15 protein-coding genes are annotated in these 15,283 nt (G+C 63.2%); 10 read left to right on the top strand and 5 right to left on the bottom strand.

From position 1 onward, the window contains the following. Nucleotides 1-118 precede the first annotated feature (118 nt). Nucleotides 119-703 carry a TetR/AcrR family transcriptional regulator gene (locus tag AC5SSZ_RS18465; RefSeq protein WP_495439311.1) on the bottom strand — a complete coding sequence of 195 codons (585 nt, stop codon included), beginning with the start codon at nucleotides 701-703 and terminating at the stop codon, nucleotides 119-121. A gap of 106 nt (nucleotides 704-809) precedes the next feature. Between AC5SSZ_RS18465 and AC5SSZ_RS18460 the strand changes: the two genes are divergently transcribed. Then, the gene (locus AC5SSZ_RS18460) at nucleotides 810-1,274 is read left to right on the top strand and encodes an MAPEG family protein (protein WP_274827652.1); all 465 of its coding nucleotides are present in this window, start codon (nucleotides 810-812) and stop codon (nucleotides 1,272-1,274) included. A gap of 92 nt (nucleotides 1,275-1,366) precedes the next feature. Here AC5SSZ_RS18460 and AC5SSZ_RS18455 read toward each other — a convergent pair whose 3' ends face one another. Genes AC5SSZ_RS18455 through apbC form a run of 3 tightly spaced genes read right to left on the bottom strand, consistent with a single transcriptional unit; the run spans nucleotide 1,367 to nucleotide 3,626 of the window. Then, on the bottom strand, nucleotides 1,367-1,846 hold the full coding sequence (locus AC5SSZ_RS18455; protein ID WP_274827653.1) for a DUF6505 family protein: 480 nt from the start codon (nucleotides 1,844-1,846) through the stop codon (nucleotides 1,367-1,369). After that, the gene (locus AC5SSZ_RS18450) at nucleotides 1,846-2,562 is read right to left on the bottom strand and encodes a biotin/lipoate--protein ligase family protein (RefSeq protein WP_495439308.1); all 717 of its coding nucleotides are present in this window, start codon (nucleotides 2,560-2,562) and stop codon (nucleotides 1,846-1,848) included. Before AC5SSZ_RS18450 ends, AC5SSZ_RS18455 begins: the two co-directional genes overlap by 1 nt. Continuing rightward, nucleotides 2,559-3,626 (bottom strand): iron-sulfur cluster carrier protein ApbC, encoded by a 1,068-nt coding sequence (gene apbC, locus AC5SSZ_RS18445; protein ID WP_065272588.1) that lies wholly within the window; start codon nucleotides 3,624-3,626, stop codon nucleotides 2,559-2,561. Before apbC ends, AC5SSZ_RS18450 begins: the two co-directional genes overlap by 4 nt. 83 nt (nucleotides 3,627-3,709) lie before the next feature. On the opposite strand from apbC, the gene AC5SSZ_RS18440 reads away from it, so the two are divergent. After that, nucleotides 3,710-4,594 (top strand): hypothetical protein, encoded by an 885-nt coding sequence (locus AC5SSZ_RS18440; RefSeq protein WP_495439306.1) that lies wholly within the window; start codon nucleotides 3,710-3,712, stop codon nucleotides 4,592-4,594. Here AC5SSZ_RS18440 and AC5SSZ_RS18435 read toward each other — a convergent pair. Then, nucleotides 4,588-6,534, bottom strand: coding sequence for a 4Fe-4S binding protein (locus tag AC5SSZ_RS18435; protein ID WP_274837586.1), 1,947 nt, complete (start codon nucleotides 6,532-6,534; stop codon nucleotides 4,588-4,590). The genes AC5SSZ_RS18440 and AC5SSZ_RS18435 overlap by 7 nt on opposite strands. Before the next feature lie 374 nt (nucleotides 6,535-6,908). Here AC5SSZ_RS18435 and AC5SSZ_RS18430 point away from each other — a divergent pair, with 374 nt between their 5' ends. From AC5SSZ_RS18430 to AC5SSZ_RS18395, 8 genes are all read left to right on the top strand, one after another. Continuing rightward, the gene (locus AC5SSZ_RS18430) at nucleotides 6,909-7,448 is read left to right on the top strand and encodes a DUF3305 domain-containing protein (protein ID WP_065273714.1); all 540 of its coding nucleotides are present in this window, start codon (nucleotides 6,909-6,911) and stop codon (nucleotides 7,446-7,448) included. After that, a complete protein-coding gene (locus AC5SSZ_RS18425; RefSeq protein WP_495439303.1) occupies nucleotides 7,445-8,134 on the top strand; it encodes a DUF3306 domain-containing protein in 690 nt (229 codons plus the stop codon). Before AC5SSZ_RS18430 ends, AC5SSZ_RS18425 begins: the two co-directional genes overlap by 4 nt. Beyond that, complete coding sequence (locus tag AC5SSZ_RS18420; protein WP_065272591.1) at nucleotides 8,131-8,772, top strand: TorD/DmsD family molecular chaperone; 642 nt, start codon at nucleotides 8,131-8,133, stop codon at nucleotides 8,770-8,772. The genes AC5SSZ_RS18425 and AC5SSZ_RS18420 overlap by 4 nt, the downstream gene beginning before the upstream one ends. 59 nt (nucleotides 8,773-8,831) lie before the next feature. Further along, entirely contained in the window at nucleotides 8,832-9,023 is a 192-nt protein-coding gene (locus AC5SSZ_RS18415; protein ID WP_065273715.1) for a twin-arginine translocation pathway signal protein, read from the top strand. 115 nt (nucleotides 9,024-9,138) lie between these two features. Continuing rightward, a complete protein-coding gene (locus AC5SSZ_RS18410; protein WP_065272592.1) occupies nucleotides 9,139-12,033 on the top strand; it encodes a formate dehydrogenase subunit alpha in 2,895 nt (964 codons plus the stop codon). 12 nt (nucleotides 12,034-12,045) lie between these two features. Continuing rightward, nucleotides 12,046-12,639: a formate dehydrogenase FDH3 subunit beta gene (gene fdh3B, locus AC5SSZ_RS18405; protein WP_065272593.1), complete on the top strand. Its 594-nt coding sequence runs from the start codon at nucleotides 12,046-12,048 to the stop codon at nucleotides 12,637-12,639. A 97-nt stretch (nucleotides 12,640-12,736) separates the two neighbouring features. Continuing rightward, complete coding sequence (locus tag AC5SSZ_RS18400) at nucleotides 12,737-13,957, top strand: formate dehydrogenase subunit gamma (RefSeq protein WP_495439299.1); 1,221 nt, start codon at nucleotides 12,737-12,739, stop codon at nucleotides 13,955-13,957. Between the two features lie 21 nt (nucleotides 13,958-13,978). After that, nucleotides 13,979-15,280 carry a c-type cytochrome gene (locus tag AC5SSZ_RS18395; RefSeq protein ID WP_495439297.1) on the top strand — a complete coding sequence of 434 codons (1,302 nt, stop codon included), beginning with the start codon at nucleotides 13,979-13,981 and terminating at the stop codon, nucleotides 15,278-15,280. Nucleotides 15,281-15,283 lie beyond the last annotated feature (3 nt).

Genomic DNA, 15,283 nt, shown 5'->3' with positions numbered 1-15,283 from the left:
TTGGGTCGGGCGCCGCTTGCGCGGCGCCGGGGATATTAGGGTGGCGTTGTAGGCGTTTGCAAAGTGTGTTGGGCGGGTTTGAGCACGGCGGAGATCACGATGCATACGGCACCGTTTTTCATGTGGATCGAAGAGACGCGATCAACGCGCTGACCATCTCGGATGCGTTGTGTTTCAAAGGGTCTCTCACACTGTCGGCAAGTCCGAACATGAGTAGCAATCCCAGTACCGCCGAGTGTATCGCCAGGGCTTCCTGACGCACGCCTTTTGCATCGCTGTCCAGCCTATCCGCAAGGGCGCCATACATCCTGTCGGTCACAGGGTGAATCCTGTCTAGCAGCGCAGCATCGTGAGAGGCTTTGACGCTTTGCTTGAGGGTCTGCGGCAACAGATACATCATCCGAAATCGGTCGAGGTCCTCAAAATGAAACCCGGCGATGGCTCTGACAAATGCATCGACGGCCTCATCGCGCTTCGTGGTCCCGGACACCGACTGTATTGCGGTTTCCGCTTCAGCCTCAAGCCACGGAAGAAACATCGCGGCGAGCAGGTCATGCTTGCTCGGATACCAGTAGAGTACCGCTTGTTTCGTGCACCCCAGACGACGGGCTATCGCATCGAACGATACCGCCGCCAGACCTTCGGATGCCAACAGGTCGCGAGCGGTTTCCAAAATCTGATCACTTGTATTCTTGTGCGGCATCGACACGATCCTTGACTGCTTACCAATGGTAAGATACTTTGTTTACCAATGGTAAGGAAGGGTGAGAACCTTTGCCAACCAAAGGCGCCACATGGGGAGCCGAAAGATGACCGCACTCACTTTGGAAAATCCGGTCTTCGTCACCTATGTGATTGCCGCTGCGCTCCTGGTGCTCAAGGTTATGGCCCAGGGTTGGATGACAGTTCACCGAATGATGAAAGTCAGGGCGGGCTGGGCGAGTCCCGAAGACCTTCAAAAAGGGCTCCTCAATACAGCTCCCGATCCGTCGCAACTGGACGTCAATGAATACGTTGACCGATCCCGTCGGATGCACCGGAATGACCTGGAAAACATACCGGCCTTCTGGGCAGCAGGCCTTCTGTTTGTGGCAATCGGCCCTTCTGTCTGGCTGGCGCATGTCCTGATGTATGGTTTTGTTGCGGCGCGGCTGGCGCACTTCTGGGCCTACACGACGAAGCAATCCCATGAAATCCGGGCGACATTCTACACCGTCGGGTCCCTAATCGTCATTTACATGGCGTGCCATGTGCTCTGGGTTGCGATCACGTAGGCACACGCCATCGCCCGCGCCGCGTCAGCGGCGCCCGGCCCAACGGGAGCGGATCATATTCATGATCCGGCGACGGGCGGGAGGGCTTCGCCTCAGCCTTCGATATCACCGTGGATGGCGAATTGTTCCAGGCCTGCCGATTGCGCCTCGATCATCCGGTAGCTTTCGCGCACGCCCGCATCGGTCAGCTCTCGCATCACCGTCAGCAGGGTGTTCGGGTCATGATCGGCGCAGAGGTCGGCCATGTGGGCGATCTCCTCGGCCGCCACGGGGCGGGCGGCGGCCACATCCGGCGCGCCGTAGTAGCTGACGAAATGATGCGCCAGAAGATCGGTCAGGGTTTCCAACTCGGCCTCTTCAATCTTCGTCACCGCGACAAATGTCACCCGCCCGCCGGTTTCCAGCCCCATCCAGCCATTGGAGAAGGCCTGGCGCTGCTTGCCGGTCAGATCCGCCTCGCCCCAGTTGGAAAATTCAAAACCGCCCGAGATGCACCATTCGCCGGTGCGGGCCGGGCTGGCAAAGACGTTTTGATCGCTCTCGTCGAAATGGATGGCGCGGGCCAGTTGCATCACGGGGTCTCCAGAAGCGTTGTCAGGGGGATCAGATGGGTGGTGTCGCCGTCGCGCAGCAGCATGCCGAAATCCTCGTCAATGCCAAGGAAGGTGCCGCTGAGGTCATTCTGCCGGGTCTCTTCGCCGATACCATGGGCGAGGCCACGCCATTCTTCGTGCAGCGGTTTGGGGCCGTCCTCTTCCCAGCGGGTGATCCAGTGCAGGCAGTGGCGGGCCCAGCTTTCGACCAGCGCAGGCGCCTCCACATCGGCGCAGCCTTCGGCATAAAGCGCGGTGTCCTCGGGCGCGGCGCCGCCGTCCTCGTCCTTGGGCCAGAGCGGCAGCTCCAGCCCGATCACCAGCCAGTCGGGCTCTTCCGCCGGATCGCTGGTGCTGGCGGCGGCGCGCAAGCGGCCGCAGCGGGCACCGTTGATGCGGATCGCGCCGCCCCAGTCCAGATGCACCGCGACCTCAGGCGGGGCAAGGGCGCCCAAGGCGTTCTGAAAACCGACGCCGCAGGTGGGCAGCATCGCCATGGCGCGCGCGAGCGGGACCTCGGGGGCAAAGACCAGCGCCGCGCGCAGGGTGTCATGCGCCAGATTATAGACCACCAGACCGGCATCACAGCCCAGGACCGCCCGTTTGCAGGCGGTCTCGAACGGATCCTCAGGGCCGGTCACCGCCTCGCCGGACATCAGCGGTGGAAAGGACAGGGCAGGGGCGGCCTCGCTCATGCGGCGCCCCGTTGGATAAGACCGAGTGCCACCTCCTGGAATGCCTTGGCCTGCGGGCTGTCAGGTTTGCTGACCACCACCGGCGCGCCGCCATCAGCGGCAAGGCGCACGTCCAGATGCAGCGGGATTTCGGCCAAGAGCGGCACGTTCAGCTTCTTGGCTTCGGCGGCGACGCCCCCATGGCCAAAAATATGTTCCTCATGGCCGCAGTTGGAGCAGATATGGGTGGACATGTTTTCGATCAGCCCGACGATCGGCACGTGCAGCTGTTTGAACATGTCGATGCCCTTGCGCGCGTCGATCAGCGCAACGTCCTGCGGGGTGGAGACCACGATGGCGCCATCCACATGGGCCTTCTGCGCCAGGGTCATCTGCACGTCACCAGTGCCCGGCGGCAGGTCCACGATCAGCACATCCAGCGCGCCCCATTGCACCTGCATCATCATCTGCTGCAGCGCGCCCATCAGCATCGGACCGCGCCAGACCACGGCCTGATCCTCGTTCGTCATCAGGCCGATGGACATCATGGTGACGCCGTGGTTGCGCATCGGCAGGATGGTCTTGCCATCGGGGCTGGCGGGACGGCCGGACACGCCCAGCATGCGCGGCTGCGAGGGGCCATAGACATCCGCATCCAGCAGACCGACACGGCGGCCTTCGGCAGCCAGCGCGCAGGCGAGGTTCGCCGAGACGGTGGATTTGCCAACGCCGCCCTTGCCCGAAGCGACCGCGATGATGCGATCCACGCCAGGGATCTTCTGCGGTCCCTGCGGCTGGGCGGCTTTCTTCGGTTTCAGATCCGGCGGCGGCGCCTTGGTGGAATGGGCGGTCAGCAAGGCCGAGACCTTCTCGACCCCGGCAAGGGCGGTGACCTTGGCCTCTGCCGCGTCGCGCACGGGGGCGTAGGCCTCGGCGCGGGCCGGATCGACTTCCAGCACGAAACGCACGGCGCCGTCTTCGATATTCAGAGCCCGCACGATGCCGGCGGCGACGATGTCGCTGCCGCTGACGGGGTCGGTGATGGTCTTCAGTGCCTCGAGGACAGTTTCACGGGTGAGGGACACGCCGGTCTACTCCTTTGGTGGGTTCGTTTGCGTCTGTGTACGGAACACTTGACTGAAATGTAGGTTGATCCCTAGCATTTCGAATGGTCCGTTTGTCTTTTCTCTATCCGATCCGGCCAGAGCGTGCAGCGCTCAATTTTACCGGGGTGCGTGCAGCGCTCAGTTTTGCAGGAGTGCCTGCATTGCTGCACTGGATCAGGACTGCGGCGGCGGGCCGGGCTGCGTTGATCCCGGTGCTTGTGCTCTGGCTGCTGGCGGTCGGCAGTCCCGTTCAGGCCGAGGATCGGTTGGTCCGGCTGGCGGTGCCGCAGGGGCTGGTCGAAACCGGATTTCTGAAACATCTTCTGCCGCGGTTTTCCCTGAAAACGCAGGTGCGTATCGAACTCGTCACGCCCGGCGCGGCTGCCGAGGCCGCGTTTTCCGACATGCCCAAGGGAACGCCGGTGTTTCAGGATGCGGCCGCGCTCTGGCACATGCAGGTGCTGGATGGTGCCCATCCGGGCACGGCGCGGTTTGTTGACTGGCTCGGCTCGGACGTGGGCGCGCGCACCATCACCGCCTATGCGCCGGACGGGGTGCAGATGTTCACCCTGCCGCAGATCACCGCCGAGGTGGAGGAAGAGATCGTGTTTGAAGGCGACGCCATCAAGGGACGGGACCTGTCGCGCAGCAAATGCGGGCGTTGCCACGCGGTGGCCGAGGACATGCGCATGACCGATATCGGATCGACGCCGTCCTTTTTTGTGCTGCGGGCGCTGCCGGATTGGGACTACAGGTTTCAGGCCTTTTATGCGCTGAACCCGCACCCCTCCTTCACCCAGGTCGCCGATGTGACCGAGCCCTTCCCCGCGGACCGCCCGTCGCCCATCGTGCCCGTGGCCATGACGCTGGACGAACTGGAGGCGATCCTGGCCTATGTGTCCAGCCTCACCCCGGCAGATCTGGGAGCTCCCTTGCAACATCAGTGATCGCGTCGCTTGCTGAGGTAATCGGCCGTGGTGCGCACGCGCGGGCGTTCCTTGCCTTCGAAGGGATTGTTTTCCTGATGGAACTGCGCGTTGACCCGGCAATCGTCGCACATCTGGATCATCCGTGCCGCATCCGAGGTGGCGAACATCGCGTGTTTTCCGGCCAGTTTCTCGGTGATCCGTTCGATGGTGGATTTCACCCCAAAGAGCGTGCCGCATTCGACGCAGGCAAAGGGTTCCTCTTCGTGCACCACCACCTGGCTTAGCGCTTCGGGCTGCAGGTTCAGGCGCGGCTCATAGCTGATCGCCTGCTCGGGGCAGACATTGGCGCAGAGGCCGCATTGCAGGCAGGCGTCCTCTTGGAACCGCAGCTGCGGCAGGTCGGGATTGTCCCCCAGCGCGCCGGAGGGGCAAAGGGAGACGCAGGACAGGCACAGGGTGCAGCTGTCGGTATCGACCAGCACTGCGCCATAGGGCGCATCATCCGGCAGGGGCAGCATGTCGGCCTCAGGCGCCAGCGCGCGAGCGGCCTGACGGGTGATCTGGCGGCGGGTGCCCATGGGGCGCAACGGCTCATTTATCGGCGCGGGCACTTCGGCGCCAAACAGCGCATCGCTCAGCGCGTCAGGGTCGTTCAGGTCCAGCAGCGTGGCCTTGTCGCCCGCGATGGCCTGGGCCAGGGTCAGCTCACGCTCCTGCACTGCGCGGTCCACCTTGGGCGACATCAGCAGCGACACATGGGCAAATCCGGCGGCCAGTGCCGCGAGGATTTCGGCATGACCAAAGGTATTCATCGCTTCCAGCTCCAGCGGCAGCACATCGGCAGGCAGCCCGCGTCCGAACCGGGCCGCAAGGCGGATCATCTCGGCGCCGTGTTCGTTCACCACCAAGAGGCGCGGGGCGCTGCCCCCGGCATCGAGATAGGCCTTTGCCAGCACCTGAATGCGGCGCATCAGCGTATCGGTGGGCGGCGCGTCATAGGTGATCGAGCCAGAGGGACAAAGCGAGGCACAGGCGCCGCAGCCGGCGCAGATCATCGGGTCGATGCTGACGTGATCGCCATTGGGGCTGATGGCGCCGGTAGGGCAGACATCAAGACAATTGGTGCAGCCGGTCTGGCTGGCACGTGAATGGGCGCAGAGCAGCGGTTCGCTGCGCACGTAGAGCGGTTTTTCGAAGGTGCCGACCAGTTGGCTGGCCTCCAGCACCGCATCGGCCACCGCCTGCACGCCCTTGGGGTCGGCGCGCAGGTATCCTTCGCGTTTTTCATGGGCCGGGAACAGCGGCGTGCCGCCGGTCAGGTCCAGAATGATATCGCATTCCGAGTGACCACCATCGCGGGGGGCTGTCCAGCTCCAGCTGCGGCCGGTGGTGTCGAGCTGCTGCAAGGCGTCGATGGTGACCTGAAACTGGCCAAGCGCGCCAGAGGCCTGCCGCAGCTGTCCCCGCACCACGTCGAAGTCGCGGCTCATCGGCGGTTCGTCTTCACCTGTCAGCAGCACCGTCACGGCCAGACTGTCCTGCAACCGTTTGGCGGCGGCCAGCGCCACATCGCCCGAACCGACGATCAGGCACAGGCCCTCGGACACCACATCGACGGTCTTAGCCGCCGAGGTATCTAGCGCCGCCTCGGCCACGAGGGCGGACATTTTGGGTAGCAAATCGCCCTCATCAGCGGTCCATCCGGCCCTGTCCCTGAGGTCAAGGAAGGCCGGAGAGGGGGCACCGATTTCGCCCGCGATCTCCTCGAAAAGGCGCTGTTCCTGAGTGCAGCAAATGACCGCGTCTCCGGCACCGATTGCAGCGGCAGCGCTGTCGGTCTGGCTGGTGCAAAGGGCCGAATGCATCTTTGAACATGACAATCCCGTGACGTCGGAAAGTCGCTCCGAATCGATCTCCTGGGATCCGGAACAATCGCATAGAATCAACTGCTTGGCCATTCTTTCCTCGCTTGCATCAGGGCTGGCGTGACGGGCGGATAACCGCCATCCGGGCCACAGATTAGGCATGATTCTGAAGCCACGTAAACCGGTTTGCACCCCGCAGCAGGCCCCGGATGGGGCGCAAAATACCGGGGTGATTCGCGTGGTTTTGTGTACAGCGGTATTCCGATTATTTTTGTCGACATAGACAATTCGACCAAGGCGGAACTCTGCCCCCCTGCGTCTGCCCCAATTTGTCCGGGTTGCGGGAAATTTGCAGATGGGGCGCAGAGCAGGCTTTCACGAAGGCGTGACCTTGCGGCACACTTGTCCGACGCAGGGAGATGTAGGGTGCGCAACCAGTGAGCCGTAGTTTGGACAAGACCGACGTGATGCCGCTTGGCATCGTACTTCGCCGGACCCCGGGGGTGACCCGCTGGGCACGATGGTCTTGGAAGGTGGCAGGCGTCTTGCCCGCAGCCCGGTCCGCAGACTGGCAATTGCTGCGCGAGGAAGACGGCGCCAGCGAATTCCACGCCGCGACACTGCCGCTGGAACTGCACCGCGCCGATGCCGAAGCCTATATGCACGGGCTGACCGCCGAACCGCCCTGTGTCTACGTTGTGATGCGTGAAAGCGATGATGCCGACCGCCCGCTGGAAATGACGCTGGTCACCGCCTCTCCTTACGAGGCGCAGGACTATGCCGACAGCGGCGAGGAACTGGTGGAGAAGGTGCCGATGCCCTCTGGTCTTGTGGCCTGGGTGCGGGAATTCGCGCTGGCGCATTTCAAGGAAGAGGAATTCAAGAAACGCCGCCGTGACAAGCGCACCGTGGGGGAGGCCGAGGATGGCATTGGCGATCCGCGCATCGCGCAGCTGACCGACGTGTACCGCTCGCCCGCCCTGGTCAAGAAGGGGCGCCTGCAATGAGCCGCGATTTCTGGTCCCGCCGCAAGGCCGCCGTAGAGGCCGAAGCCGCAGCCGAAGCCCGCGCAGAGGCTGCTGTTGAGGCAGCGGAGCGCGACGCGGTGCTGGAGGAAAAGAGCGACGCCGAGATCCTCGCCGAGCTGGAATTGCCCGATCCCGACACGCTGGAGGAAGGCGACGATTTCAAGGTCTTCCTGCGTGACGTGGTTCCGGCCCGCATTCGCACCCGCGCCCTGCGTCGCCTGTGGCGTCTGAACCCGGTGCTGGCCAATATCGACGGGCTGGTCGATTACGGTGAGGATTTCACCGACAGCGCCATGGTCGTGGAGGGCATGCAGACCGCCTATCAGGTGGGCAAGGGCATGACCAAACACGTCGAGGAACTGGCCCGTCAGGCAGCAGAAAAGGCCGAGGCCGAAGCGGCAGTCGCCGCCGCACCCGCCGAAGGCGCACCCGAAGAGGGTGCAGAAAGCGAAGAGCAGGGCATAGACATCGCCGCGGAGACCTCTGAGGTCGTCGCTGCCGGGCCTGCACAGACCGCCGACGACTGGAACGCCACTCGGCAAGAGCCGCAGACCGAGGCTGACCCGAGCGGGGATTCCGGTGATACTGCCCCCGGGAACATGATGCCGCGCCGGATGCGCTTTTCCTTTGATGGAAGCCAGAGCCAGATCCGGGGCACGGCATGAACAAGGAGCAAGACATGACAGCCACCGCTGATGCCGCAGCGCCGTTGGTAAGCGAAGAGGACCGCCTGCGCGCGGATCTGTATAATTTCCTGGGTCTCATTCTGGCGTCGCCGCCGGATGAGTTCCTGCTGGGGCAGACCGCTGGTCTGCAGGGGGATGACACCGATCTGGGCGTGGCGATCAACGCGCTGGCCAAGATCGCCAAACTGTCGAAGCCGCCCGCGGTGGAGCGTGAGTTCAACAAGCTGTTCATTGGCCTCGGCCGGGGTGAGCTGCTGCCCTATGCCAGCTACTACCTGACCGGGTTCCTGAATGAAAAACCGCTGGCGCAGCTGCGCCGGGACATGGCGGCGCGGGGCATGACCCGGGCGCAGAACGTCTATGAGCCCGAGGACAATATCGCCTCGCTGATGGAAATGATGGGGGCGCTGATCGCGGGCCGCTTTGGCGAACCTGCCTCGCTGGCCGATCAGAAGACCTTCTTCAACACCCATATCGGCCCCTGGGCCGGTCACTTCTTTTCGGATCTCGAGAAGGCAAAGAACTCGGTTCTCTATGCCTCGGTCGGCGCTGTCGGCCGGGTGTTCATGGAGATCGAGGCCGAAGGGTTCCGGATGAGCGCGGAGAAATCCGCATGAGCCGGGGCGGCAAGGTCCGCCCCACAACCGTGAGCGATCACCAAGGAGGAGAGACTCACATGACCAAGAAAGCAGAGGCAGCATCGAGCCGCCGCGACTTTCTGAAGATCGCCGCAACCACGGCGCCGCTGGCAGCGGTGGCGGTTGCGACGACCGGGGGCGAGGCCGAGGCCGCCGCACCCGATCTTGCGAAGGAGACGATGCAGGATACCGCGCATACCCGCGCCTATTACGAAAGCGTCCGGTTCTAACGCGCCGCATGCATCCCATGACCGATGGCAACTGGTTGCGTGACGCCCGACCGCCAGAGGTTTTTCGTTAACCCAGCGCGCTTTCTGAGGAGGAAGCAAGCAAGGGAGGTTCTAAATGCTTAGGAAAAAGACCAACGGGGTTGCGAGACGCCCCCAGCGGACCAGTATCCTGTCCAACGTCGCGGAAACATCCGTCGACCGCCGCGCCTTTCTGCGCGGCTCCGGCCTGGCCATCGGCGGCCTGGCTGCCATCAGCGCCACCGGCGGGTCGGTGACCCAGGCCAATGCGGCCACCGCTGCGGCGGGCGCTGTTGAAACCGTAAAATCCGTCTGCACCCACTGCTCGGTCGGCTGCACCGTCGTGGCAGAAGTTCAGAACGGTGTCTGGGTCGGGCAGGAACCCGGCTGGGACAGCCCGTTCAACCTCGGCGCCCATTGCGCCAAGGGGGCATCGGTGCGCGAGCACGCCCATGGCGAGCGTCGTCTCAAGTACCCGATGAAGAAAGAGAACGGCGAGTGGAAACGCATCAGCTGGGATCAGGCGATCAACGAGATCGGCGACGGCATGATGCAGATCCGCGAGGAAAGCGGACCTGACAGCGTCTACTGGCTCGGCTCGGCCAAGCACAACAACGAACAGGCCTACCTGTTCCGCAAGTTCGCCGCCTATTGGGGCACGAACAACGTGGATCACCAGGCACGGATCTGTCACTCCACCACCGTTGCGGGTGTTGCGAACACATGGGGCTACGGCGCCATGACCAACAGCTACAACGATATCCATAACTCCAAGGCGATCTTCATCATCGGCGGCAACCCGGCCGAGGCGCACCCCGTCTCGCTGTTGCACGTGCTGAAGGCCAAGGAGCAGAACAACGCGCCGCTGATTGTTTGCGATCCGCGTTTCACCCGCACCGCGGCCCATGCCGACGAATATGTGCGCTTCCGTCCCGGCACCGATGTGGCACTGGTCTGGGGCATCCTGTGGCACATCTTCGAGAACGGCTGGGAAGACAAAGAGTTCATCCGCACCCGTGTCTGGGGCATGGACCAGATTCGCGAAGAAGTGGCCAAGTGGACACCCGAAGAGGTCGAGCGCGTCACTGGCACGCCCGGCAGCCAGCTGCGCCGGGTTGCGCGCACCATGGCCAACAACCGTCCCGGCACCGTGATCTGGTGTATGGGCGGCACCCAGCACACCACCGGTAACAACAACACCCGCGCATACTGCGTGCTTCAGCTGGCGCTGGGCAACATGGGTGCATCGGGTGGCGGCACCAACATCTTCCGCGGCCATGACAACGTGCAGGGCGCAACCGACCTTGGTGTTCTGTCGCACACGCTGCCGGGCTACTATGGCCTGTCCAAAGGCGCCTGGGCGCATTGGGCGCGGGTCTGGGAAGAGGATCCCGAATGGCTGGCAGGCCAGTTCGACACGCTGAAAGGCGCGGACGGCAAAGACAAGAGCCTGCAGAACCTGACGGGTATTCCGGTCAGCCGCTGGATCGATGGTATCCTTGAAGACAAGGAAAACATGGATCAGCCGAACAACGTTCGGGCCATGGTTCTGTGGGGCCACGCGCCCAACTCGCAGACCCGGATGACGGAAATGAAGACGGCGATGGAAAAGCTGGACATGCTGGTCGTTGTCGACCCGTATCCCACCGTTTCCGCCGTGCTGCATGACCGCGAAGACGGTGTCTACCTGCTGCCGGCCTGTACCCAGTTCGAAACCCGCGGTTCCGTGACCGCGTCGAACCGGTCGTTCCAGTGGCGCGACAAGGTGGTGGATCCGCTGTTCGAAAGCCTGCCCGATCACGTGATCATGGCGAAATTCGCCAACAAGTTCGGCTGGGCGGATCGGCTGTTCCGCAATATCGAGATGGAAGACGCGGAAACGCCGAACATCGAGAGCATCACCCGCGAGTTCAACAAGGGTCTGTGGACCATCGGCTATACCGGTCAAAGCCCGGAACGGCTGAAGAAGCACATGGCCAACCAGCACACCTTTGACCGCACCACGCTGCGCGCGGTGGGTGGCCCGGCCGATGGCGACTACTACGGTCTGCCCTGGCCTTGCTGGGGAACGCCCGAGATGAACCACCCGGGCACGCCGAACCTTTATGACATGTCCAAACCGGTCTCCGAAGGTGGTCTCACCTTCCGCGCCCGTTTCGGCGTGGAGCGGGACGGTGACAACCTGCTGGCCGAAGGCGTCTATTCCGTGGGCTCTGAAATCCAGGACGGCTATCCTGAATTCACCATGCAGATGCTGATGGATCTCGGCTGGGACAGCGACCTGACCGACGAGGAACGCGCTGCGATTGATGCTGTGGCGGGTCCCAAGACCAATTGGAAAACCGACCTTTCCGGCGGCATCCAGCGGGTCGCGATCAAGCACGAATGCGCGCCCTTCGGCAACGCCAAGGCCCGTGCCGTCGTGTGGACCTTCCCGGATCCGGTGCCGGTTCACCGCGAACCGCTCTATACCAACCGCCGGGATCTGGTTGCGGATTATCCGACCTACGAGGATCGCAAATTCTATCGTCTGCCGACGATGTATGCCTCGATCCAGAAGAAGGATGTCTCGCAGGACTTCCCGATCATCCTCACATCCGGCCGTCTGGTCGAATACGAGGGTGGCGGCGACGAGACCCGCTCCAACCCCTGGCTGGCCGAGCTTCAGCAGGACATGTTCGTGGAAATCAACCCGCGCGATGCCAATAACCTTGGCGTGCGGGATGGCGAACAGTGCTGGGTCGAAGGTCCCGAGGGCGGCAAGGTCAAGGTCATGGCCATGGTCACCGAACGGGTCGGCGAGGGCGTTGCCTTCATGCCGTTCCACTTTGGCGGTCATTTCCAGGGCGAGGACCAGCGGCACAAATATCCCGACGGCGCTGATCCATATGTGCTGGGCGAAAGCACCAACACGGCTCAGACCTACGGGTATGACAGTGTGACCCAGATGCAGGAGACCAAGTGTACTCTCTGCAAAATCATGCCAGCGTAAGGAGATAGAGTAATGGCAAGAGCGAAGTTTCTCTGCGATGCCGAACGCTGCATCGAATGTAACGCCTGTGTCACCGCCTGTAAGAACGAGCATGAGGTGCCCTGGGGTATCAACCGCCGCCGCGTTGTGACCATCAATGATGGCAAGCCCGGCGAACGGTCGATCTCGGTCGCCTGTATGCATTGTTCGGACGCGCCCTGTATGGCCGTTTGCCCGGTGGATTGCTTCTACCAGAACGAGGAAGGGGTGGTTCTGCACTCCAAGGACCTCTGCATCGGCTGTGGCTACTGCTTCTACGCGTGCCCCTTTGGCGCGCCGCAGTATCCGCAGGCAGGCAACTTTGGCAGCCGTGGCAAGATGGACAAATGCACCTTCTGCGCCGGTGGCCCGGAGGAGAACCACTCCAACGCGGAGTTCTCCAAATACGGTCGCAACCGGATCGCCGAGGGCAAGCTGCCCATCTGCGCCGAAATGTGCTCGACCAAGGCGCTGCTCGCCGGTGACGGCGACGTGGTGTCTGCCGTCTACCGCGAACGCGTCGTGGCGCGCGGGTTCGGCTCGGGTGCTTGGGGCTGGGGCACGGCTTACGAGCAAAAGGGCGGCTAAACCCGTCTTTTCAGCGTAAAGCTGGGGATGGCCTGCCGTGCGCGGGCCATCCTGACCTATCTGTTATACATACGACAAACCCGAAGGAGTGTGGCACATGCTGCGCATGGCTTTCGCATTTGTTCTGCAACTTACGCTGCTGGTTGGCGCGGTGCAGGCCCAGGAGGCGGCTGTACCCGCGCCTGCGGACCGCAGCGCCACAGGTGGTGCGCAGACGCTCGAAGATATCCTCGCCCGGCAACGCGGCGAGAAACTGGATGACTCCTTCCGCCGCGACGCAACCGGAGATCCGGATGCGGCTGCCGGGATTTCCCAACAGCTTGGCACCCTAGGAGGTGTCTCCGACCCCGAGATCTGGCGCCAGGTGCGCTATGGTTCGGCCGAGGTTACCGTCTCTGCCGGGGGCGAGGTCGCCAGCGTCCTGATACAGGATGGCGGCATGACCTGGCTCTCCTTCCGCGAGGGGCCGCTGCGCCAATACGGCGGCTGGCTGCTGCTGGGCACCCTTGGGGCGCTGGTGGTGTTCTACCTGCTGCGCGGACGTATCCCCGTCGACGGAGAGCTGACCGGCCGCACCGTCACGCGATTCAAATTCATCGAACGGATGGCGCATTGGACGTTGGCCGGATCCTTCATCCTGCTGGGGATCACCGGCCTTCTGACCCTGTTTGGCCGCGCCTTCATCGCGCCCTATCTGGGCAAGGATCTGAACTCCTTCCTGCTGATCTATGGCAAATGGCTGCACAACTCGGTCGCCTGGGCCTTCATGGTAGCGCTGGTATTGGTCTTCGTGATGTGGGTGATGCACAATATTCCCAACCGCACCGATCTGGTATGGATCCGTCAGTTCGGCGGCATCATCGGCAACAAGCACCCGCCCGCGAAGAAATTCAACGCAGGTCAAAAGGTGATCTTCTGGTCGGTGATCCTGTTCGGCGCCTCGATTTCGGTCTCGGGTCTGTCGCTGCTGTTCCCCTATGAGCTGCCGCTTTTTGCCAAGACATTTGCGGTGTTGAACGACATCGGCCTGCCGCAGTGGGTCGGGCTTGGCACCCTGCCGGAGCAGTTGTCTCCGCAAGAGGAAATGCAGTTCGCCCAAGCCTGGCACGCGATCATGGCCTTTGTCCTGATGGCGATCATCATCGCGCATATCTACATCGGCTCGGTCGGGATGGAAGGCGCTTACGATGCCATGGGATCGGGTGAGGTGGATGAGGCCTGGGCTCATCAGCACCATTCGATCTGGCTGGACGAGGTGCTGGAGGAAGAAAAGGCCAAGGATGCCGGACGCGCCAAGGGCGCCACACCGGCGGAATAGCCTCTGGGGACCTGCGGCATCATGCGTTTCCTTGCCAGCCTGAGCCTTGTTGCAAGTCTTTGCGCCGGAGCGGTTTCGGCGCAGGGCTTCACCACGCTCAAAGGCCACGGCGGCCCCGTGATGGGGCTGGCGACCGCGCCCTCGGGGCAGGTGGCCAGTGTCAGTTTCGACAATTCCGCGGCCCTGTGGCAGGACCGGCAGCCGCTGTGGCTCGAAGGTCATGATGCGGCGGTGACGGCGGTGGCCTTTGACGGGGCAGGGCGTCTGGTGACGGGCAGCGATGATTTCACAGTCCGCCTGTGGGACCCGGATGGCGGTGTGCGCCTGTTAGGCACGCACAGGGGCAAGGTGCGCGGTCTCGCAATCTCGCCCGACGGGCAATCGGTTGCCTCGGCCAGCTGGGACGGCAGCGTCGGGATCTGGCCGCTGGCAGGCGGTGCGGGGCGCAGCCTCAAAGTTGGCAGTGGTGTGAATGACGTGGCCTTTGGCCCCGAGGGCAGCCTCTTTGCCGCCACCATGGATGGCGGGGTGTTGCGGTTCGATGCAGAGCCGGGCACAGCGCCGCGCCCGCTGGTGCAGCAGGGGTTTGGTGTCAACCGGCTGGTTGTCGACGCTCGGGCGGGCTGGCTGGCCTATGGCGCGGTGGACGGGGCAACCCGCATCATCGACATGGAGAGCGGCGCCCCGATTGCCGATTTCACCCTCGACCGTCGCCCGATCCTGGCGATGGCCTATCACGCCTCCACCGGCCAATTGGCGGTGGGGGATGGTCATGGCTACATCATGATGATCGACACTGGCAGTGATGGGAACGGCTGGCGCATCGCCCGCGATTTCCGTGCCACGCGGCAGGGGCCGGTCTGGGCCCTTGCCTTTTCGCCGGATGGCAACACCATTTGGGCCGGAGGACTTGATGATGTGGTCTATGGCTGGCCGGTGGCGCTGATGAATGAATTCGACCCCGCGATGGGGCAAGAGCGTACATTCCTGCGTCCGGCCGACAGCATGCCCAACGGCGAGCGGCAGTTCATGCGCAAATGTTCGATCTGCCACGCGCTGACCGGCGGGGAGAGCCGCAAGGCCGGACCCAGCCTGCACGGGCTGTTCGGACGCCGCGCCGGAACGCTGCCGGGATACCGGTATTCGCCGGTGCTGCAGGGATCTGATATCATCTGGAACGACGACACGATCGATGCGCTGTTCGATCTGGGACCGGACCACTACATTCCGGGGTCGAAAATGCCGATGCAGCGCATCACTGCCGCCGAGGACCGCAAGGACCTGGTGGGTTTTCTGAAACACGCAACGCAACCGGAGAAGTGACAG

The sequence above is a fragment of the Phaeobacter sp. CC-HEC084 genome (genome assembly GCF_059429255.1).
Note: the sequence above shows the minus strand (reverse complement) of the source record. Positions and strands in the feature narration are given on the sequence as shown.

Bases quoted from the DNA above. Each gene is read 5' to 3' on its own strand.
- AC5SSZ_RS18440 (WP_495439306.1), top strand. From the start codon at position 3,710: ATGGTCCGTTTGTCTTTTCTCTATCCGATCCGGCCAGAGCGTGCAGCG.
- AC5SSZ_RS18430 (WP_065273714.1), top strand. From the start codon at position 6,909: ATGCCGCTTGGCATCGTACTTCGCCGGACCCCGGGGGTGACCCGCTGG.
- AC5SSZ_RS18450 (WP_495439308.1), bottom strand. From the start codon at position 2,562: ATGAGCGAGGCCGCCCCTGCCCTGTCCTTTCCACCGCTGATGTCCGGC.
- AC5SSZ_RS18455 (WP_274827653.1), bottom strand. From the start codon at position 1,846: ATGCAACTGGCCCGCGCCATCCATTTCGACGAGAGCGATCAAAACGTC.
- AC5SSZ_RS18435 (WP_274837586.1), bottom strand. From the start codon at position 6,534: ATGGCCAAGCAGTTGATTCTATGCGATTGTTCCGGATCCCAGGAGATC.
- AC5SSZ_RS18415 (WP_065273715.1), top strand. From the start codon at position 8,832: ATGACCAAGAAAGCAGAGGCAGCATCGAGCCGCCGCGACTTTCTGAAG.
- AC5SSZ_RS18395 (WP_495439297.1), top strand. From the start codon at position 13,979: ATGCGTTTCCTTGCCAGCCTGAGCCTTGTTGCAAGTCTTTGCGCCGGA.
- AC5SSZ_RS18465 (WP_495439311.1), bottom strand. From the start codon at position 703: ATGCCGCACAAGAATACAAGTGATCAGATTTTGGAAACCGCTCGCGAC.
- fdh3B (WP_065272593.1), top strand. From the start codon at position 12,046: ATGGCAAGAGCGAAGTTTCTCTGCGATGCCGAACGCTGCATCGAATGT.
- AC5SSZ_RS18420 (WP_065272591.1), top strand. From the start codon at position 8,131: ATGAACAAGGAGCAAGACATGACAGCCACCGCTGATGCCGCAGCGCCG.
- AC5SSZ_RS18460 (WP_274827652.1), top strand. From the start codon at position 810: ATGACCGCACTCACTTTGGAAAATCCGGTCTTCGTCACCTATGTGATT.
- AC5SSZ_RS18400 (WP_495439299.1), top strand. From the start codon at position 12,737: ATGCTGCGCATGGCTTTCGCATTTGTTCTGCAACTTACGCTGCTGGTT.
- AC5SSZ_RS18410 (WP_065272592.1), top strand. From the start codon at position 9,139: ATGCTTAGGAAAAAGACCAACGGGGTTGCGAGACGCCCCCAGCGGACC.
- AC5SSZ_RS18425 (WP_495439303.1), top strand. From the start codon at position 7,445: ATGAGCCGCGATTTCTGGTCCCGCCGCAAGGCCGCCGTAGAGGCCGAA.